18 protein-coding genes are annotated in these 19,659 nt (G+C 58.8%); all 18 read right to left on the reverse strand.

What is annotated here, in order from left to right:
* Positions 1 to 107 precede the first annotated feature (107 nt).
* Positions 108 to 845: a DivIVA domain-containing protein gene (locus tag CQ015_RS05660; protein WP_105552425.1), complete on the reverse strand. Its 738-nt coding sequence runs from the start codon at positions 843 to 845 to the stop codon at positions 108 to 110.
* A 226-nt stretch (positions 846 to 1,071) separates the two neighbouring features.
* Complete coding sequence (locus tag CQ015_RS05665; protein WP_096286481.1) at positions 1,072 to 1,368, reverse strand: YggT family protein; 297 nt, start codon at positions 1,366 to 1,368, stop codon at positions 1,072 to 1,074.
* 23 nt (positions 1,369 to 1,391) lie between these two features.
* On the reverse strand, positions 1,392 to 1,943 hold the full coding sequence (locus tag CQ015_RS05670) for a cell division protein SepF (protein ID WP_105552426.1): 552 nt from the start codon (positions 1,941 to 1,943) through the stop codon (positions 1,392 to 1,394).
* A gap of 126 nt (positions 1,944 to 2,069) precedes the next feature.
* Positions 2,070 to 2,792, reverse strand: coding sequence for a polyphenol oxidase family protein (locus tag CQ015_RS05675; protein ID WP_105552427.1), 723 nt, complete (start codon positions 2,790 to 2,792; stop codon positions 2,070 to 2,072).
* Between the two features lie 20 nt (positions 2,793 to 2,812).
* A complete protein-coding gene (gene ftsZ, locus CQ015_RS05680; protein WP_105552428.1) occupies positions 2,813 to 4,003 on the reverse strand; it encodes a cell division protein FtsZ in 1,191 nt (396 codons plus the stop codon).
* 218 nt (positions 4,004 to 4,221) lie between these two features.
* The gene (locus tag CQ015_RS05685) at positions 4,222 to 4,956 is read right to left on the reverse strand and encodes a cell division protein FtsQ/DivIB (RefSeq protein ID WP_105552429.1); all 735 of its coding nucleotides are present in this window, start codon (positions 4,954 to 4,956) and stop codon (positions 4,222 to 4,224) included.
* 14 nt (positions 4,957 to 4,970) lie between these two features.
* The gene (gene murC, locus CQ015_RS05690; protein ID WP_105649567.1) at positions 4,971 to 6,374 is read right to left on the reverse strand and encodes a UDP-N-acetylmuramate--L-alanine ligase; all 1,404 of its coding nucleotides are present in this window, start codon (positions 6,372 to 6,374) and stop codon (positions 4,971 to 4,973) included.
* 2 nt (positions 6,375 to 6,376) lie between these two features.
* Complete coding sequence (murG, locus tag CQ015_RS05695; protein WP_105552431.1) at positions 6,377 to 7,501, reverse strand: undecaprenyldiphospho-muramoylpentapeptide beta-N-acetylglucosaminyltransferase; 1,125 nt, start codon at positions 7,499 to 7,501, stop codon at positions 6,377 to 6,379.
* Positions 7,502 to 7,558: 57 nt separating this feature from the next.
* Positions 7,559 to 8,800 carry an FtsW/RodA/SpoVE family cell cycle protein gene (locus CQ015_RS05700; protein WP_105649568.1) on the reverse strand — a complete coding sequence of 414 codons (1,242 nt, stop codon included), beginning with the start codon at positions 8,798 to 8,800 and terminating at the stop codon, positions 7,559 to 7,561.
* A 25-nt stretch (positions 8,801 to 8,825) separates the two neighbouring features.
* Positions 8,826 to 10,361, reverse strand: a complete 1,536-nt coding sequence (gene murD / locus CQ015_RS05705; RefSeq protein ID WP_105552433.1) for a UDP-N-acetylmuramoyl-L-alanine--D-glutamate ligase — start codon at positions 10,359 to 10,361, stop codon at positions 8,826 to 8,828.
* Positions 10,343 to 11,446 carry a phospho-N-acetylmuramoyl-pentapeptide-transferase gene (gene mraY, locus CQ015_RS05710; protein WP_105552434.1) on the reverse strand — a complete coding sequence of 368 codons (1,104 nt, stop codon included), beginning with the start codon at positions 11,444 to 11,446 and terminating at the stop codon, positions 10,343 to 10,345. Before mraY ends, murD begins: the two co-directional genes overlap by 19 nt.
* On the reverse strand, positions 11,443 to 12,900 hold the full coding sequence (gene murF / locus CQ015_RS05715; protein WP_105552435.1) for a UDP-N-acetylmuramoyl-tripeptide--D-alanyl-D-alanine ligase: 1,458 nt from the start codon (positions 12,898 to 12,900) through the stop codon (positions 11,443 to 11,445). Before murF ends, mraY begins: the two co-directional genes overlap by 4 nt.
* A gap of 50 nt (positions 12,901 to 12,950) precedes the next feature.
* Positions 12,951 to 14,543 (reverse strand): UDP-N-acetylmuramoyl-L-alanyl-D-glutamate--2,6-diaminopimelate ligase, encoded by a 1,593-nt coding sequence (locus tag CQ015_RS05720; protein WP_105649569.1) that lies wholly within the window; start codon positions 14,541 to 14,543, stop codon positions 12,951 to 12,953.
* Entirely contained in the window at positions 14,537 to 16,351 is a 1,815-nt protein-coding gene (locus tag CQ015_RS05725; RefSeq protein ID WP_258133470.1) for a penicillin-binding protein 2, read from the reverse strand. Before CQ015_RS05725 ends, CQ015_RS05720 begins: the two co-directional genes overlap by 7 nt.
* Positions 16,352 to 16,427: 76 nt before the next feature.
* The gene (locus CQ015_RS05730) at positions 16,428 to 17,204 is read right to left on the reverse strand and encodes a hypothetical protein (protein WP_146112413.1); all 777 of its coding nucleotides are present in this window, start codon (positions 17,202 to 17,204) and stop codon (positions 16,428 to 16,430) included.
* A gap of 2 nt (positions 17,205 to 17,206) precedes the next feature.
* Positions 17,207 to 18,199 carry a 16S rRNA (cytosine(1402)-N(4))-methyltransferase RsmH gene (gene rsmH, locus CQ015_RS05735; protein ID WP_105552438.1) on the reverse strand — a complete coding sequence of 331 codons (993 nt, stop codon included), beginning with the start codon at positions 18,197 to 18,199 and terminating at the stop codon, positions 17,207 to 17,209.
* A 179-nt stretch (positions 18,200 to 18,378) separates the two neighbouring features.
* Positions 18,379 to 18,792 carry a division/cell wall cluster transcriptional repressor MraZ gene (mraZ, locus tag CQ015_RS05740; protein ID WP_105552439.1) on the reverse strand — a complete coding sequence of 138 codons (414 nt, stop codon included), beginning with the start codon at positions 18,790 to 18,792 and terminating at the stop codon, positions 18,379 to 18,381.
* Between the two features lie 427 nt (positions 18,793 to 19,219).
* Complete coding sequence (locus tag CQ015_RS05745; RefSeq protein WP_105552440.1) at positions 19,220 to 19,606, reverse strand: DUF3040 domain-containing protein; 387 nt, start codon at positions 19,604 to 19,606, stop codon at positions 19,220 to 19,222.
* Positions 19,607 to 19,659: the final 53 nt, after the last annotated feature.

A 19,659-nucleotide genomic window follows, 5' to 3' on the forward strand; every position in this document is an offset into this window, starting at 1 on the left:
CTATTACCCATTAATTCCCTTTAAACATCAACGGTGGCGCCGGACAATCCCGAGCACCACCGTCAACTGTACTGATATTTAGTTCAAGCCATCAAACCCGTAAGGGACTAGTTGGACTTGGTTGCGTTATCGATGGAACCCTGCGACTCAAGGTCGCGGAGCTGTCCTTCGATGTAAGTCTTCAGACGTGCACGGTAGTCACGCTCGAAGCCACGCAGCTGCTCAAGCTTGCGCTCAAGTACTGACTTCTGCTGTTCCAGTGCGGAGAGAGTCTTGCGGCTCTTCTCTTCTGCAGAGGTAACCAGCGAGTTCGCTTCGGTCTTAGCTTCCGAGATGATCTTGTCACGCTGCTCAACACCGGAGGCAACGTATTCATCGTGCAGTCGCTGTGCCATCGAAAGCACGTTGGCTGCAGATTCTGCGGACTCGGTGCGAGGAGCGGCAGCAGGAACGGCGTTGGCTCCAGGAGCCGCGTCCTTCTTGTCCTCGACCTTGGCTGCAGCAACCGGAGCTTCGGCCTTCTTGGCCTCGGCCGCTGGTGCAGCTGCTGGGGTCTCGACCTTCTTTGGCTCTTCCGGCTTGGTTTCAGCCTTCTTTTCTTCAGCTGGTTTCGCAGCTGGAGCGGCGGCCACGGGAGCTGGAACGGACTGTTCCTTGGCCGAGACGCTGGTGTCCCCGCCTTGCGCTGCCAAGCGGCGGCGCAGCTCTTCGTTCTCACCGGTCAGGCGACGCAGCTCCACAACGATCTCGTCGAGGAAGTCATCTACCTCGTCTTGGTCGTAGCCTTCACGGAACTTGGTCGGCTGAAACCGCTTATTGACTACGTCTTCTGGCGTCAAAGCCATTGGGTCACCTCAATACTGGGATCATTTCCGCTCGACCGTTGATGTCTAGCGAAACACTTACCGTTCATTCAGTGTCGCGACCGGTGAAGTCGGAGCACTATTTCCTAAAGGATATAACGATTCGGACACTAATTACGAAATCGAACTGCCGGGACAGCTCTTTTTCTATTGAATTTTACAGTTTAGGATCCAGCCAGATCCTCGTATTCTTCTACGAAATACCTGCTCAGATCCCTGTACTGTAACCTACGCCACTAATGATCGATTTGACAATCATTACGACGATAAACAGGATCAAAAATGACAAGTCAAGCCGGATTCCACCGATATCCAATGGCTTAATCCTGCGTCTCAACCAACGCAACGGCGGGTCGGTAATAGTGACGATTGCTGTTGCGGCCACTAGCGCGATCCCTTTCGGGCGCCAATGCCGTGCAAAACTTTCAGTTATGTCCAACACAATTCGCATTATTAGCAGAATCTGCAAGACAGCTAGCAGGAAATAAATAATCCCGAACACCATGTTTACGCGCTCGCTCCTGCAGCTTAGCTCTGGTTGAAGAAGGTCGCCTGAGCTTCGGACTGTTTACGGTCTTCACCCAGTACTTCCACAGTGGCCGGGGAGAGCAGGAATACTTTATTCGTGACTCGCTCGATGGAGCCGTGGAGTGCGAAGACTAGGCCAGCCGAGAAGTCGACCAGGCGCTTAGCATCGGTTTCTCCCATATCGGTGACATTCATAATCACCGGGATTCCGTCACGGAAGTTCTCACCGATGATCTTGGCATCGTTGTAAGAACGCGGGTGAACGGTAGTAATTTGACGCAATTCGGAATCCTCATCCCGTACTGAAGGGGCACGCTTTATCGGTGTGACCGGAGCACGGTATTCGTTCTCTGGTTCTTTGGCTACGGAATGCGGGGCAACCGACTTGACTACCGGCTGCGGGCGCGGAGCTTCGGAAGGACGCTGCGGGGCAGCATCTTCTACGGCCCGCACCTGGGTCCTAGGTTCTGAGTTGTCCATTTCGGCCTCGCTCTGCTCAACAGCATCCGCCAAGCCGAGATAGACCATTGCCTTACGTAGTCCGTCAGCCACGATATTTCTCCTCAGTTGTCCCGTGCATGCACCCGCAGGTGCATCATTCCGCTACTCTGACGCTACCGCACGGCAATCGACAGGCATCGCTCATTCGAATTTTTTTGCGCGGTGTGTCGCGCAAGGCTAGGCTTTCGGCCATATCAGGCCAGCCAATCGACCCGCTTGCGGAGTTCTTCGGTAGGAGAAGAATCTCTCATCCTCTAAGGTGCAAATTCCGCTTTGCTGTACCGTAACACCAAGGGCTGAGAGTTCCTGCTCGGCCGAAACTGGCAGATCGAGAGCGGGAGTTCCCCAGCTAGTGCTGGATCGTATCCCCGGTCGCGCAAGCTCGGATTCGGCCGCCATCGCTTCAGGGACTTCATAGCAGCGCCCGCAAATGGCCGGACCGATGACGGCCTCGACCGCATCTGCACCCAATTGCCGCAGTTCGTCGACGGTACGCGTCAGAATCCCACCCAGAAGCCCTCGACGCCCGGCATGGGCCGCGGCGGTGAAAGTCCGATCATTGCGCTTGTCTCGTGCAACAAAAAGGACGGGCAGGCAATCGGCGACCATGACGGCCAGGGCCTCGCGACCGGTAGGGTCAATGAGCGCATCGCAGGTCGGCGCCTCGGGTTCATTCCATGAGGTTCGCAGGCCTGGGGCAATGTGCACCGCCACGGTGGAATGGATTTGGTTCATGAAGTGCAATGAAAAACGGCGAACCCCGATCGAGTCTTCCAGCTTGGCCCGATGCTCCCCTACTAAGTGGGGGTCATCGTTTACATGCAAGGCCAGGTTTCCCTCGGCTTGCGTGGTAAATGCCAGTTGGATACTCGAATCGAGGTTCGACGCGAAATGTAGCACTGCTCAGCTTGTCGCTGTTTTTACTTTAGGAAGTCCGGAACGTCCAGGTCATCGTTCGAACCGTTAAGGTCCGAGTCGACAACGTCTGGAAGATCCTGGAAGGAGTTGTTCTGCTCCGCTGCCGCTGGCTTTGCTTCTGGAGCAGCAGCCGCCGGAGCTGGTGTTGCTTCAGGGGCCACCGCAGCTGGAACAGGCTGCTGCTCCTGTGCCTGACGGCTGGCCGCTGGCTTTGAAACCAGCGGAGCCATCGGCTTGCTGGTTACGTCCGGCTCGTCAAAGCCGGCAGCAATTACCGTGACTCGAGCTTCGTCACCCAAGGCGTCGTCGATGACGGCACCGAAGATGATATTGGCTTCTGGGTGCGCGACTTCCTGAACCAGACGAGCTGCCTCGTTGATCTCAAACAAACCGAGATCCGAGCCACCCTGAATGGAGAGCAGGACGCCGTGCGCACCGTCAATGGATGCTTCCAGCAACGGCGAAGCGATTGCTAGTTCCGCGGCCTTGACCGCACGATCCTCGCCACGTGCCGAGCCGATACCCATAAGTGCCGAGCCGGCACCCTGCATAACGGACTTCACGTCGGCGAAGTCGAGGTTGATCAGACCCGAGGTAGTGATCAAGTCGGTGATGCCCTGAACACCGGAAAGCAGAACCTGGTCTGCTTGGCGGAATGCGTCCAGAACGGAAACGTTGCGGTCCGAGATGGACAGCAGTCGGTCGTTCGGGATGACGATCAGAGTATCGACTTCGTCGCGTAGTGCCTCGATGCCATTTTCGGCCGAGTTTGCGCGGCGGCGACCTTCGAAGGTGAATGGGCGGGTAACGACGCCGATGGTCAGTGCGCCCAATCCGCGGGCGATTCGTGCCACGACGGGCGCGCCACCGGTACCGGTGCCACCGCCTTCGCCGGCGGTCACGAAGACCATGTCGGCGCCGCGGAGGACGTCTTCGATCTCTTCTACGTGGTCTTCGGCTGCCTGGCGTCCCACATCAGGGTTCGCGCCAGCGCCGAGACCGCGAGTAAGTTCGCGTCCTACGTCGAGCTTAACGTCGGCATCACTCATGAGTAGAGCCTGCGCATCGGTATTGATGGCGATGAATTCAACGCCCTTGAGACCGACTTCGATCATTCGATTGACTGCGTTTACACCGCCACCGCCGATTCCGACGACTTTAATGACCGCGAGGTAATTCTGTGGAGCTGCCACGTCCCGCTTCCCTTGTTAGATGTGCTACATATTTCACGATTCATGCGCGAAACCTTGACCTTTTGCCTTAAGGTTAAGTTTCTGTCAAGCTATCGCTATTAAGAACGCTATGAGCCATGCTGGCTTTCTGCAACGACCGCCGTGGCGTGTCGCCTATTGAAACCTATCTTTCCAGAATTTACCTTGAGAATGTTCATCCCTCGCCCGTGGCGAACGACTTAATACGTCACCGGGTTTTCTGGATTGGTCACGTCGATGACCTTGGCCATCTTCGGATTTTCTTTTAGTTCATCGAGGAAAATCTTCGCAACTTCATTTTTAAGTGCGGCTTTCGCCCCGTCTCCCCAGATCAGAGTTCGCTTCTTCGGCAAGGCGAGTTCCATGAAACCGGCCTGGGTCAGCGTAGCGGTGGAGACCTGCTTGAGCACGTTGGGCTCCACCGTGCTCAGGATCCCGGTCAACAGCTGAAACTGTTCCGGGTCTTTGGTTTGATCCGAGGCCTTCACCCGAGGAAGTTTGGTCTTGTCCTTCTCTCCGACTTTTTTCAGCTTCTCTCCGGTAGAGGAGACGATATAGGAATTTTTCCCCTCCACCAGGATCGCCACAGGCTCGGCCTCCACCACTTCGACGACTAGCGTGTCGGGCATTTTCGCACGCACCACAATCTCGTCCACGGCTGGCTGATCGCCGATAAGCTCTGCGACACGCGATTCGGAGATCCGCGGCAGCGGCACTCCTTCCAGCGGCGCCAGCGCTTCGAGCAGCTTCTTCTCGCTGACCAGCTTGCTTCCGGCCACCTCAATCTTCTTGGCGGCAAGCAGCGGCGAAAAGCTGAGAATCAATACCGCCGCGATGCTCAGCGCCACAATGCTTGCGGCGATGACAATGAGCAGCTTGCGTCGTTTCTTCTCCGGGCTGGCTGGCAACTCGACAACCTTGGTGTTTTCCCCCATGGTGGCTCCCAGCTTTATTCGCAGGACAGTGCTGCAACGATTTGCGAACCAAGTTCGGTCACGTCGCCGGCACCAATGGTCATCAGAACATCTCCGGGTTCGGCATACTCGACCACGTGGGCCACCGCCGCCGCCGGGCTGAGCACTTCGCTTGGCACTTCGATCCGCTCGGCGATCAGCGCGCTGGTGACTCCGGGGATCGGCTCTTCACGTGCCGGGTAGATCTCCAGAACGCGCACGCTGTCGGCCAGCGACAAGGCTTGGGCGAACTGGCGGTAGAACTCTTGGGTTCGGCTGAAAAGATGCGGTTGGAACACCACATGCAGCTTTCCGTCTCCCACCACTGCACGTCCTGCCTTCAAGGCGGCGTTTACTTCGGTGGGATGGTGGGCGTAATCATCATAGACACGCACGCCTTCGGCTTCGCCTTTGAACTCAAAACGGCGCGCTGCACCTGCAAAACTCGCCAATGCCTCAAGCGCATCGTCGATTTCGAGCCCGGCATCCATGCCTACCGCCAGGGCTGCGGCAGCGTTGAGCAGATTGTGCTGGCCGGGCACCGCAAGGTTCAGCGTATGGCTCTCGCCGCTCCCCCATTCGATGGTGCATGCAAAACGCCCGTCGTCCAGCGCGCGCGCATCGCTGAGCCGACGGTCAGCGTGATCGGCGAAACCGTAGGTCTGGATCCGCAGTTCGGGACGTTCGTGGCGCATCTTGCGAGCCAGATCATTGGCGCCTTCATCATCTGCACAGCAAATGAGCAGGCCATCCGCGGGCAGCAGCCGAGCGAAATCTACAAAGGCCTGGTGCACGGCTTCCGCCGTACCGTAATGGTCGAGGTGATCGGCTTCGACGTTGGTGACGACAATGACATTTGGCCGATAATTCAAGAACGATGAATCGGACTCATCCGCCTCGGCGACGAAGATCGCTCCCGCGCCGAGTTCTGCGTTGGTGCCCAGACTCGGAATGTTCGCGCCCACGGCAAAAGACGGGGCTGCCGCGGCGGTCTTCAGCATATGGGCGGTCAACGACGTGGTGGTGGTCTTGCCGTGGGTTCCAGCGATGGCCACCACTTGCTGATGGCCGCGCATGGTCGCTTCGAGCCCCTCGGAGCGGTGCATGATGCGCAGTCCCCGGCGTAGTGCTTCATCGTACTCGGCGTTCCCGGGCTTGATGATCGAGGAGATCACCACGGTGTCCGCGTCGCCCAAGTTCTGTGGGTCATAGCCGACATGGATACGCGCACCGCGCCCGCGCAAGCCGTCGAGTACCGGCAGGTCCTTGGCGTCGGAGCCGGAAACCGATACCCCGTAGTCCAAAAGCAGTCGGGCAACGGCAGAAACGCCAACACCGCCAACACCCATCAGATGTACCTTGCCAAGTTCGGCGATGTGTTCGCCTGGCTGCTGTGCCATGTTTAGCCTTTCTGACCCGACGCTGAACGGCGGGATGAAACTTCATCGATAATCAGGGCCGCCATCTGCTCGGCGGCGTCTCGCTGCCCCAGGGCGGCGGCAGCCTGCGACATCTGTTCAAGTTTATGCTGATCGGTGACCAAGTTCAGGACTGTGTCGGTGACAAACTCGGGAGTGAACTCATCGTCGGCGACCAGCACCGCGCCCCCTGCTGCGACGAGTGCACGCGCATTGAGCTTCTGCTCACCATTGCCGATGGGCAAGGGCACCAATACCGAGGGGGTGCCCGCCACGGCCAGCTCGCAAACGGTCCCGGCACCCGAACGGCAGATCATCAGATCGGCCGCCGCATAGGCGTAGTCCATGCGTTCCACATATTCGCGCTGCGTATAGCCCTGCCGCGCCAAGAGATTTCCCTGGGCATCGGTGGCCTGCTTATCGCGGCCGGTAATATGCACCACGTGAATTCCGGCGGCCGTCAGCTCATCGAGCGCGGCGACCGTCGTGGTGTTGAGGCTTTGCGCCCCGGAGGAACCGCCGGTGACCAGGAGTACCGGAGCTTCATCGGTGAGTCCGAAATACGCGCGTGCTTCCTCGCGCAACGCGTTGCGGTCCATCAGCGCAATATTCGAGCGCATCGGCATGCCCACCTGGCGTTCCTTGGGTAACCCCGTATTGGCGAAGGTGGTTCCGACCGCAACGGCGTGTTTGGCACCCAACTTATTGGCCATGCCGGCAACCGAATTCGCCTCATGGACAAAGGTCGGTATCCCCAGCTGCTTTGCCGCTAAATAGGCTGGTGTGCATACGTAGCCGCCCACGCCGAGCAGTGCTTCGGCCCCGCTTACGCGCAGGGTCCGCTTCGCCTGGCTTAGCGCCTTGAGGAATCGAAATGGGAACTTGAGCAGATCCAGCGAAATACTGCGGGGCATCGGCGCCTTGGGAATCAGCTCCAGCCGATATCCAGCTTCCGGCACCAGCTTCGTTTCGAGTCCGCCCGGGGATCCCAGCGCGAGGATTTCTGCTTGATGCTCCCGTTTGCGGACCGCATCGGCGATCGCCAGCATCGGCGAGATATGGCCGGCGGTTCCGCCTCCGGCAACGACCAGACGGATCGGATCACTCATGGCTTTTTCTACTCCTTGGGTCCAAGACCGGCTGTTAGGCAATAACGTAAGCGAATACTACTTTTTGGGCTTCTTGGCATCCTCGACAAGGGTAGCCAAAGCGGCGACCTTCTGGGCGCGAGCCGAACACAGGACAAAACCCATGGCCAGCATTACCGCCAGCATGGCCGAGCCACCGGAAGAGATGAACGGCAAGGGCACGCCGATGACCGGCAGCAGTCCGCTCACGGTGCCGAGGTTGATGAACGTCTGGCCAATGATCCACGAAGAAATGCACCCCATGAGGACCTTCGTGTACAGGTCATTTGCGCGCATCGAAATGCGGTACACGGCCAAGGCCAAAAGCGCGAACATGGACAGCACGAAGAGCACTCCGACAAAGCCGAACTCTTCACCAAGAATTGAGAAGATAAAGTCGTTTTGAGCTTCCGGAACATAGGACCACTTCAACCGTGATTGCCCGGCGCCAACACCGAACCAGCCGCCGGATGCAAAGGCATGAAGTCCCATGCTCGACTGGTAGCAGATCCTGTCGTCGGGTCCGCAGTCGATGTTCAGCCACGCCAGCACTCGGGCACGGCGGTTGCTAGAGGCAAAAACCAAGACCGAGAGCACGATAAAACCCGCGGCGCCGGTCAGGGCCAGCCACTTGACCTTGAGCCCGCCGAGGAATAATGCGGTGGCGATGATCAGGATGAGGATCAGCGCGGTACCCACATCCTTGCCCCACAGCACCAGCAGGAGGATGGCGCCGCCGACGGGAGCAACTACTGGAATGAACAGGTGCTTGTAGTCGTGCAGCATGCCCTGTTTCTTTTCCAGCATGAACGCGGCAAAAACCGCCAACGCCAGCTTGGCGAATTCACTGGGCTGCAGCCCCACGGTGGCGGTGATGCGGATCCAGTTTCGGTTGCCCAAGACCTCATGGCCCAACGGGGTGAAGGCCACCAGGAAGAGCAGCCCGAACGCGATGATTGCCGCCGGCCAGGCGAGCCGCTTCAAGGACTCTGGTTTGAAAAATTGCATGACGATCATGCACGCGATCCCCAATGCGGCAAACATCGCCTGGGAGATTGCCACCTCAAAGCCATCGTTTCCGCGCGCGATCGCCTCGACCGATGCCGAGGACTGGACCATCAGCACACCGAAGACGGCTAGGGCGATGGAGGTGACGAACACCAGCATGTAGTCAATGGAGGCGGTCCGGGCACTACCGGATTCGATATTGCCGATGAGCCGAGAAATCGGGGAGATTTTAGGCTTTCCGTTCTTGGCTTTTTTGCCACGTGGTGACGCCATATCTGCCTCCCGTCCCGTCCGCTGCTTACTTGGTTTCTTCGGTGCCCGCATCCATCAGATCACTGACCGCGCTGATAAATGCGTTGCCACGCTGGGCGTAGGAACTGAATTGATCCATCGATGCCGCGGCCGGAGCCATCAGCACGGTGTCGCCGGCTTGAGCTAGTTCTGCCGCCTTGCGCACCGCTTGGGTCATCACCTGAGTCCCGCTAGGGGCAACGCCCTCGGCGGCTAGCCCTTGAGCGGTAATGTCGATCAGCTGTACCTGCGGTGCCTGTTCGGCCAACGCCGCACGCAGCGAATCGTTGTCCGTGCCGATCAGCAGCACGGCTCGTAGCCGTTGGGCATGCTCCTTGACCAGTTCGGTGTAGTCCACGCCCTTGGACAGGCCGCCGGCGATCCACAGCACCGAGCTGAACGCCGCAAGGGAAGCATTTGCCGCATGCGGGTTAGTTGCCTTGGAGTCGTTGATCCACAAGATCTCATCGCGACGCGCCACCGCTTGGATGCGGTGCGCTCCGGAATCAAACCCGCTAAGCCCCTTGGCGATCGCTTCGGCTTCCACCCCGTAGGCGCGGGCCAAGGTGGCCGCCGCCGCGGCGTTGGCCGCGGTATGCCGTGGAACGATCTCGCCGATATCTTTCAGCGCCACCAGTTCAAGCGCGTTGGTCCGGCGATCTTCGATGAATGCGCGGTCCACCAGCAGTCCTTCGACGATGCCTACGGTGGAAACCGCTGGGCTGTCGGTGGAGAAGCCAATGGCCCGGCAGCCTTCGACAACATCCGCGTTCTCGACCATTTTGAGCGTCGGCGCATCGGCAGTGTTGAAGATCGCGGCGACTTCGGTGCGTTCGTAGATCTTGGCCTTGTCGGCCTTGTAGCCTTCGAATCCACCATGCCAATCGACATGGTCCTCCGCGATGTTCAGCACCACCGAGGCGAGCGGCGAAATGCTGTGGGTGTAGTGCAGCTGGAAGCTGGAGAGCTCAACGACGAACACGTCGTATTCCACCGGTTCGCGCACCGCATCGAGAATCGGGGTGCCGACGTTGCCCACGGCGATCGCCCGCAGGCCGGCGGCCTGCAAGATGGCCTCGGTCATTCCTACCGTGGTGGTCTTGCCGTTCGTGCCGGTGATCGCCAGCCACTTCGGCGCGGTACGCCCGGCGCGGTTCTGGACCCGCCAGGCCAGTTCGATGTCGCCCCAGATTTCGATGCCGGCATCCGCGGCTTGAAGCAAGATCGGGTGACGCGGATTCCAGCCTGGCGAGACGATCACCAGGTCTGGCGCAGCGCCATCGACCTGTGGCAGCGAAGCGACGTGCTGCTCGCCGAGCAGCACCTCGTGGGCTCCGACCAGCTTGAGCGTTTCGGCGCGCTGGGCGTTGATCTTATCGTCGCGGCCGTCGATGACGCTGACGATCGCGCCCAGCTCGATCAGGGTATCCGCGGCAGAGAAACCGGAAAGCCCGAGACCCGCAACGAGAACGCGCAGGCCCTTCCAATTAGCATCCCAACTTCTCAGATCGGCCAGTTTTTCACTCACAGTGCGACAACCCATTCGGAGTAGAACAGACCCAGTCCGGCTGCCACGAACAGTCCGGCCAGAATCCAGAATCGAATAACAACATTCTCTTCGGACCAGCCGGAGAGCTCAAAGTGATGCTGCAGGGGCGCCATCTTGAACACTCGCTTGCCGCCGGAAAGCTTGAAGTAACCCACCTGGATGATTACCGACAGGGTAATGATCACGAACAGCCCGGCGATAACTAGCAGCAGCAGCTGCGTGCGCGAAAGAATGGCCATGGCCGCCACGGCGCCGCCGATGGCCAAGGAACCGGTATCGCCCATGAAAATCTTTGCCGGCTTGGCGTTCCACCACAGGAATGCGATCAGCGCACCGGAGATGGTGGCGCCGAGCAGCGCCAGATCCTGCGGGTCACGCACGGTGTAGCAGACTTCCATGGCGTTGGCGTTGCCGCAGGCCTGGTTCTGCTGCCAGATGCCGATCAAGGTGTACGCGCTGAACACCATGATCGAGGCCCCGGTCGCCAAACCGTCCAGGCCGTCGGTGAGGTTCACGCCGTTGGTGGTGGCGGTGACGATGAAGTTTGCCCAAAGCACGAACAGGATCAAGCCGAGCATTGGTCCGGCAAAGGCCAGATCGATGTTCAGGTCGCGCAAGAAGGAGATCGCGGTGGACGCCGGGGTCAGGCCCTGGCTGTTGGGGAACTGCAAGGCGAGGATGGCGAAGCTGATGCCCACGATCGCCTGCAGGACGATCTTCTGGTAGGCACGCAGGCCCAGGGAACGCTTCTTGGCGATCTTGATGAAGTCGTCGAGGAAGCCGACCAGGCCCATTCCGCCAAAGAGCAGCAGCACCAGCAAACCGCTAGCGGTGATGCCCGAGGAGGTGCGTCCCATTAATCCGAGGATCAGGTGCGTGGCAAAGTAGGCGACGAACACCGCAAGCACAAAGACCACCCCGCCCATGGTGGGGGTGCCGGACTTCACCGCGTGCGAATTGGGGCCGTCGTCGCGCACGACCTGGCCGTACTGCTTTTTGGTGAGCAGCCGAATGTATAACGGCATCGCCACCATGGTCAGCACCAGGGCAATGCCTGCGCCTAGAATCAATGCGATCACGCGTCTTCGCCTTCTTTCACAAGTGCAGCGATGTCATCGCCCAGGTGCCGCAGACCGGCCCCATTTGAGGATTTAAACAGGACAATATCTCCAGGTAGTAGCTGCTCTTGAAGCAAGGTACGTGCTTCGTCTAGATCTTCCACAAAATAAGCTTCGTCTCCCCAGCTGCCTTCAAGCACCGCCGAATTATAGGCAAGTTTCGCGCCCCAGCCGATGACCAGCAATTTCTTGATGTTCATGCGTACCGCGATCCGTCCCAGAACATCATGCTCATGCCGGGAGTCGTCGCCGAGTTCAAGCATTTCGCCCAAGACCGCCCATGTGCGCCGGGCGTGGCCCTGCTCATCGGGCAGGCCGAGCTCGGCCAAGGTGCGTAGCGCGGCGCGCATGGATTCCGGGTTTGCATTGTAGGCGTCATTGATGATGGTGACGCCGTCGGCCCGCTCGATGCGCTCCATCCGCCAGCGGCTGCCGGCGGCCAACCCATCGAGGGTCTCGGCGATCTGCGCTGACGCGATCCCGAGTTCAAAGGCTGCGCTCGCGGCGGCGAGAATGTTGCTCACGTGGTGGCGGCCCAGCAGGCCGGAGGTGATCCGCTGGCTGTAGCCGTCGGCGAATTCGAGGGTCAGCTCGGGCTGGCCTTGCGCATTAACCACAACATCGCTGGCCCAAACGCTGGCGTTCTGTGGCTTTCCTTGGATGCTGCCGAAGTACCGGACCGCTCCCCCGGAGCGGTCCGCCATGCGCGCTACCCTGGCATCTTCGAAGTTCAGCAAGGCGGTCCCGGAGGCGTCCAAGGCCTCGACGAGTTCGCCCTTGGCTTTTTCAATGTTTTCGACTCCGCCGAATTCACCGGCATGCGCGGTCCCGACGCAGAGCACTACGCCAAGCTTCGGGCGAACCATGTCGGTCAGGTAGGTCAGGTGTCCCACGCCGGTGGCGCCCATTTCGATTACCAGATATTTGGTTTCCTCGGTGGCGGTGAACACCGTCAGCGGAACGCCGACTTCGCCGTTGTAGGAACCGATCGGCGAAACGGTCGGTGCGACCTTGTCCAAGATCGTCGCCAGCAGGTCTTTGGTGGTGGTCTTTCCGGCCGAACCGGTAATCCCGATCACCACGGCATCGTTCCGGGTCTTCAGGTATTTGACGATGTGCGCGGCAATCTGGCCCATGGCTTCGACCGCGTCTTCGACGATGATTGCCGGGTGCTCGACCCGCCGGTCATCTAAGGTGATGCGTTCGGCCAAGGCCAGCACGGCACCACCGGCGAGAGCCTTGTCGATGAAGGCGTGCCCGTCGGAGAACTCACCGGGCTTGGCGACAAAGAGGGCTCCGGGAAGCACGTCACGCGAATCGGTGGTGACCGATGAGATGACGGTGGATGGGACGACAGAAGCTGTCGCGCGACCCCCGGTGATCGCGAGCAGGTCGGAGAAGGACAAATCAATCATGGCAATTAGGACTTTACACTTGTGCGGCCGTGGTCGAGGACTTCTGTGAGCTAGTAAATGGTCACAAATCCATGAAGTTTTAGGGCGTTGGCCAATTCGATGCGGTCATCGAGGGCAACGTCAATTCCCGCTACGTCTTGGCTGACTTCGTGTCCACGACCGGCGATGAGGATCGCATCTTGGACCCCCGCCAAACTCACAGCGAACTCTACGGCTTTAGCGCGTGGCGCGATGTTGAACAGCTGCACCTGCCGGCGTTCGCCTTCGATGACAGCGCGCGCTCCGGATGCGACTTGCTCGCGAATCGGTGCGGGGTCTTCGCCGTGCGGGTCGTCGTCGGTGACGATGACGATATCGGCGTGGCGTGCGGCTACCGCGCCCATGTCCGGCCGCTTGGTCTTGTCGCGTTCACCGGTGGCGCCAAAGACGATGATCCGCCGGCCCTGCTCTCCGGTGCGTACCGAGTCCAGAGCCTTAGCCAGTGCGTCGGAATTGTGCGCGAAGTCCACCACGGCAACCGGGGCTTCGCCGATCACCTGCATGCGTCCGGGAACCGACACGGACAACGGTTCGAACTCCTCCAGCACCTGTTGCAGCGTATCGAGGTCAACTCCGCTGCTAAGCACCATGAGCGTGGCCAGCGCCGCGTTGGCGACGTTGAATAGGCCCGGCAGCCCGGTACGCGCATGCAGGGTTCGCCCGTCGCGGTGCACGATGGAGAATTTATGTCCAAGCGCACTAGGCGCAAGGTCAGTGACTATCCAGTCGGCGGTCCCGTTGGCAGCGTCGAGGCTCAGCGATTCGGTGGGGATCAGGGCCTGCTCCGCCAAGCGCTGGCCGTACGGATCGTCTACCATCACCACCGCGCGTTCGCTATGCTGCGAGTTAAACAGCTTCGCCTTGGTCTGGAAGTACTCCTCCATCGAACCGTGCAGGTCTAAGTGGTCTTGGGTGAGATTGGTATATCCGGAGACCGCAAATCGAAGTCCGTCCACTCGGCCATAGCTCAGTGAGTGGCTGGAGACTTCCATGGCCACGGTGGCGACTTCTTGCTCCTGCATCCGCGCCAGGACACCATGCAGCTGGGTGGCCTCGGGCGTGGTCAGCACGCTGGGGATGATCTGGCCGCGAGCAGACATTTCGATGGTGCCCACGAGGCCTGAGTGCCTGCCCAGGGCCTCGGTTATCGCGCGAATCATGTAGCTTGTCGTGGTTTTGCCATTGGTGCCGGTGACCGCGAGCAGCTGTGGGCAGCGTGTATCTGTGCCGTAGACGCTGCTAGCGGCTTGGGCGGCTATCTGCCGGACGTTCGGCACCACTGCTACCGGGATTGACAGTTCGGCTGGCAAGAACTCCAGCCCGGCAGGATCGGTGATCAGGGCAACTGCACCGTGTTCGAGCGCAGCCGCAAGGAATTCGGCTCCGTGCCGTTTGGCACCCGAAATCGCTAGGAACACGTCTCCCGGCTGAACGATCTGCGGGTTCAGGCTCACACCGGTAATGTGCGGATTAAGCCCGGTACCTCGGTCCTTTGCAGTTGCGGCAACCGTCACGCAGAGCCGGTCAAAGCTGATTCCCTTGACCGATTGGGGTCGTAAATAACGTTCCAGCTCGCGTGGCGTGCCTGATTCCTGGACTACCAAGGTTTCTTTTGTTCCTTACCAACGAAGACGTCGTACGACTCAGATTTAGTGGAGCTTGGCGGCACGTTGTAGGTGTTGAGCACGTGGCTCATCACCTCGGTGAACGTGTCGGCGACCGAAAAGTTCTTCCAGCTGCCTTGTGGACGGTACATGGTTGCCACCACAACGTATTGCGGGTCATCCAGTGGTGCTACGCCGGCAAACGAATAGCTGTATCCGTCGTAGCCTTTGTCGCTGGCGGCCTGGCCGGTACCGGTCTTTCCGCCTACCCGGTAGCCCGGTATCTTCATTTTAGTACCGGTGCCGGATTCCACGACACCTTCCATGAGTTTGAGCATCTCTTTAGATGTCGTCTTTTTCACAACTCGGGTAGTTTTCGGGGTTTCAGGTTTGGTGATGCTGCCGTCTTCGTTCTTGTACCCCTCGATGAGGCTTGGAGCAATCAGTTCGCCGCCGTTGGCCAAGGCTTGGAAGATCGATGCCGTGTGCAGCACCGTCTGGGAATAGCCCTGGCCGAACATGGTGGTGTACTGCTGGCGTCGGTCCCAATTCTCGGGTTTTGCCAGCTGACCGGCGCTGGCACCATTCAGACCAAGGTAGATCGGGCTGCCCAGCCCAAACTTGCGCATGTAGTCATAGCGTTCCTTGTTGCTGAGCTTATTGCCAACCATCACCGTGCCGGTGTTGTAGGATCGGGCGAAGATTCCGGCCACGGTCATGTCATAGGTGGCGTGCGGCAACGAGTCGTGGATCGTCTCTCTGGTGACCGTCACTTTGTTCGGGACGCGCATTTCGGTCTTCGCAGTCACCGCACCTTGGTCTATCGCCGCGGCGAAGATGGCGGCTTTGCCTGTGGAGCCTGGTTCAAAGGCACGGGTGATGGCCACCGAACGCCGGAATTCCGGGTCGGTGGCTCCCGGATCGTTGGGATCCAGCTGGGCAGAGTCGCCGATGGCAAGAATCTTGCCGGTCTTCACTTCTTCGACGACGACCGAAACCCATTCAGCGTTGAATTCTTTCTGCTTCTTTTCGGCTTCACGCTGGGCCACATAGTTCACGTCGGAATCGATGGTGAGCATCACGTCCTGGCCATTGACCGCGGGAGTTTCTTCGACTTCGGTGACCGGGATGCGCACGCCGTCGGCGCTCACCTCGATCTTGCGGCTGCCGTTGGTTCCCTTCAGATGCTCCTCTTGGCTCAGTTCGAGCCCTTCGGCGCCGACCACGGTGGTCTGGTCTTCGGAATTGCGAACAAAGCCAAGCAACGGTCCGGCAATGACGCCTTGCGGATATTGCCTTTCGCTGCGCAGTAATGGCGTCAGACGAGGGATGCCAACTTCCATGACTTCGTTCTTGACTTCTGGGGTGACTCCCTTGGCAAGAACCACGTAGCCTTTGGGCTTGGCGTCATCCTGCGGCTGAACCGATTTGGCAAGGTCTTCGGGGTTCTGCTCAAGAATTTCCGCAAGTTCCTGGATCGCCTGGTCCCAGCCGATGAACTCGCTGCCGTTAGTCCCATCACGCTTGGCGCGGCGGATTTGATCTCGTTGATCACGCTGATCGATCACCAGGTCGTATCGATCCACGCTGACCGACAACAAGGTTCCCTTGCGATCGACAATTGAACCGCGAGTCGGCGCGATGATTTCTTCGCGCTGACGATCGGCCTGAGCGGCGTCGGCGACGGTGGAAGCGTTGATGCCTTGCACCCAAAATAGCCGACCAGCAATCGCCAGGAGTGCTGCCAAAGATAGGATCAGCAAAAAGCGCATGCGCTTTTTTGCGGTTTCCAGTGCGGTCGAGTTCACGGTGATACTCAGTCCCCTCAACGTGGTTTCTTGACAGCGAGAATTACCGCCGTAGTCCTAGCTTAGAAAGCGAAAGTTAGTTCGTCGGGGATTTGATCATTGGTGCCGGGATCGTGCCGCCGTTGAGCTCGCTGTCGTTGAAGACCGGACGCCCGTCATCAGCGACCTTGCGAGTTGCCGCCTCTTCCTTCGCCTCGGACTTCGTGGAGTCCTTGGAATCCGATGCCTCATTAGAGGTTTTGGATTCGTCCTTGGAATTCTGCCCCACGGTGGGAGCGGGAGCCTTCGACTCGCTCTTTTTCGTGTCAGCCTTCTCGCGGATGCTTTGTCCTGGCAACGGGAGCGTCGCATAATTTGCGGCGTTTCCTTCTGCAGTGACGGCCTTGTCGGCTGATTTCTTGATGCTGTTGTCTGACAGGTCGACGAGACCCGGTGCTCCCGGAGCCACCAGGCCTATCGCTTTGGCCTCCTTGGCGAGCGCCTGTGGAGCGGACAACGACTGGGCTTCCTTCAACAACGCTTGGTTCTCCTGAGAGAGCGCGCGTTCTTGGTTTCGCAAGGAGACGATGTCGTACTGGCGCTGCGCGACCGAGGTATTCATGAAAACGAGCGTGACCATAACCGCGAAGGCCAGCAGGACTAAAGCGATTACCATGACGAGCATTGAGCGTTTATTCGTCTCGTTCATTCGAGGAACGAGCGAGAGCGTCACACGCTGCCGAGGGTCATTGCCAGCCAGTTCGCTCGCCGCCACCGGCTCCGGACGAACATCGCGAGCGGCGCTACCTTCTACAACCGGCTGTGCGGTCATAGCGGCAGTCTTCAATACTCGACGTTGGGCTCGTTGGCTCATGGCTAGCTCCTTTTCAGAACTCTTTCGACCGCCCGTAAGCGGGCCGATGCAGCGCGTGGGTTTTCTGCAATTTCTGCTTCGTTCGGCTTTTCGGTGCCCTTAGTCAGAACCTTGAATTCAGCCTTGTGCTCTTCCAGCTCGACCGGGAAGCCCGGTGGCGCGGAGGAAGTTGAGCCCTTCACGAAGTGACGTTTGGTGATCTTGTCTTCCAGCGAGTGATAGCTCATCACGACCACTCGACCACCAATATTCAATGAAGACATTGAGGCAGGAATAGCCCGCTCCAGTACATCGAGTTCTTCATTGACCGCAATACGCAACGCTTGGAAGGTCCGCTTGGCCGGGTGGCCGGAAGTACGAGCGGCAGCAGCTGGAACGACTGTTCGGATCACGTCCACCAGTTGGGCGGTGGTGGTGATTCGTTCTTTATCCCTGGCTTCGACGATTGCGGTGGAAATTCGACCCGCGAATTTCTCTTCACCCCACTGCCGAATGATGCGCAGCAGCTTTTCACGGTCCAAGTCGTTGACTAGATCTTCGGCAGTTGGACCTACCGAGGTGTCCATTCGCATATCCAATGGTGCATCGTAGGAATAGGCGAATCCGCGTTCGCGTTCGTCTAATTGAAGCGACGAGACGCCCAGATCAAAGAGGACACCATCGATTCCCGGGTAGCCGAGGTCTTCGACAACATCTGAAATTTCGTCGTACACCGCATGAACCAAATCAACGCGCGAGGCGTAGGGCTTGAGCCGTGCACCTGCAAGTTCGTGGGCTTGTTCATCGCGGTCGAGGCCGATCAAGTGGAGGTTGTCAAAGCGCTGGAGAATGGCTTCGGAGTGCCCGCCCATTCCTAAAGTGCAGTCCACGACGATTGCCTTGCGTCCGGCGGCGTTGGCGCGTTCGATGCCCGGTGCCAAGAGATTGACACATCGATCCAGTAATACCGGAACGTGTCGTTCCGATGCGGGTCGTTGAGAATCTTGATTCGGCACTGCGCCCCCTTTCGCTATCGTCGTGTTCGCTGGATTCAGATCCCCCTCCAACCTTGTAACGGCGATCTTCGATCTGGCTCCGGGGAAGTGGAGCCAGAGCAAGTCCCCCTGAAGGTGGCTGGAGATCTCAACCCAGCGCTCTTACCTGATGTGGATGTAAACCGGCTCCTGTTGGAGCCTTAGTCTTCATCCGTTTCGGAAAATACGTCTTCCTGTTCCTGCAAGTACTGCTGCCATGCCGTGGAGTCCCAAATTTCTATGCGGTTGCCCGCACCAATGACCGTCACTTCACGGTCAAGGTCTCCATAGTTTCGCAATACTTGAGGAATCGTGACTCGTCCTTGCTTATCCGGCACTTCGTCGGAAGCTCCGGACAAGAAAACACGTGCATAGTCTCGCGCCTTACGCGAGGTAAGCGATGCCTGAGCTAATTGCTCATGCTGCTTCTCGAACTCTCGTTGGCTGAAAACATAAATGCAGCGCTCCTGCCCACGGGTCAATACGAGTCCGTAAGACAGATCGTCACGATATTTTGCGGGGAGAATCAGCCGGCCCTTTTCATCAAGTCGGGGCGTGTAAGTTCCAAGGAACATGCACACCGCCTTTCATGTGAAGTGGCTGGAAACCCCAATTCCCTCTACTGCACTCCACTTTACTCCACAACCCTCCACTGTCAACGCAATCCAACCGTTTTCGCGAGGGGTTGGACATAAAAAATGCCGTGTTTTGGCGGGTTTTTCCCAGCATGCGCTGTGGAGGGCTCCAGGGGCGAGAACGTGCGCACCTCGAAATTCGACCAAGAAATTACCGAGATACCGCTACTTTCGGGCCTTTTGGGTGAATGGGGAGGGCGGTGGAGGGAGACGGGGAGGAAAGTGGGGAATCGTTAGGAAGCGGTGAGAATGTGTTTCCTAGGAATCTGCCGAGAATCGACGTAGCGCGTGTCGACGGTTGAAATGACCGTTAAAAAGAAAAAGAGGTGCAACCCCAATAAAGGGTTACACCTCGTAAATAAGGATTCTAGCCGTCGGATTGGTCCCGCTTGCGCTGATTCCATTTTTCTTCCAGACCGCTCATGAACTGCGAGTTTCCCGGGCCGGATGATTTTGAATCGGCTGGCGCCTTCGCACCACCAACCTTGCCTGCTGCGGACTTGGCCAGGCCCAGCAGTACCCCACCGAACATGACGGCGAAACCAACAACACCCACGATGATGAGCTGCTGCGAAATGCCATAAATTAGACCAGCAAGCCCAACTATGACCAGAAGCGCGCCGAGTGCAATGTTGCGCGTTGAAAGGCGACCACTGCTAGCTGGAGCTTTCATACTGGAGGCGAAGCGGCGGTCTTCGTGCAGCTGCTTTTCCAACTGCTCCAACAGACGTTGCTCGTGCTCTGATAGCGGCATCGTCTTCTCCTTCCAATCACTGCTGTAGCGGTCATCCACCGCCTACAGGTATA

It is taken from the genome of Arthrobacter sp. MYb221, from assembly GCF_002979835.1.
Lineage (GTDB): Bacteria > Actinomycetota > Actinomycetes > Actinomycetales > Micrococcaceae > Glutamicibacter.

What these genes read in the sequence shown, in the direction of transcription:
- CQ015_RS05660 (WP_105552425.1), bottom strand. Translation starts at nt 845, where the DNA reads ATGGCTTTGACGCCAGAAGACGTAGTCAATAAGCGGTTTCAGCCGACC.
- CQ015_RS05665 (WP_096286481.1), bottom strand. Translation starts at nt 1,368, where the DNA reads ATGGTGTTCGGGATTATTTATTTCCTGCTAGCTGTCTTGCAGATTCTG.
- CQ015_RS05685 (WP_105552429.1), bottom strand. Translation starts at nt 4,956, where the DNA reads ATGGGGGAAAACACCAAGGTTGTCGAGTTGCCAGCCAGCCCGGAGAAG.
- murC (WP_105649567.1), bottom strand. Translation starts at nt 6,374, where the DNA reads ATGGCACAGCAGCCAGGCGAACACATCGCCGAACTTGGCAAGGTACAT.
- murG (WP_105552431.1), bottom strand. Translation starts at nt 7,501, where the DNA reads ATGAGTGATCCGATCCGTCTGGTCGTTGCCGGAGGCGGAACCGCCGGC.
- CQ015_RS05700 (WP_105649568.1), bottom strand. Translation starts at nt 8,800, where the DNA reads ATGGCGTCACCACGTGGCAAAAAAGCCAAGAACGGAAAGCCTAAAATC.
- murD (WP_105552433.1), bottom strand. Translation starts at nt 10,361, where the DNA reads ATGGGTTGTCGCACTGTGAGTGAAAAACTGGCCGATCTGAGAAGTTGG.
- murF (WP_105552435.1), bottom strand. Translation starts at nt 12,900, where the DNA reads ATGATTGATTTGTCCTTCTCCGACCTGCTCGCGATCACCGGGGGTCGC.
- CQ015_RS05730 (WP_146112413.1), bottom strand. Translation starts at nt 17,204, where the DNA reads ATGAGCCAACGAGCCCAACGTCGAGTATTGAAGACTGCCGCTATGACC.
- mraZ (WP_105552439.1), bottom strand. Translation starts at nt 18,792, where the DNA reads ATGTTCCTTGGAACTTACACGCCCCGACTTGATGAAAAGGGCCGGCTG.
- CQ015_RS05745 (WP_105552440.1), bottom strand. Translation starts at nt 19,606, where the DNA reads ATGCCGCTATCAGAGCACGAGCAACGTCTGTTGGAGCAGTTGGAAAAG.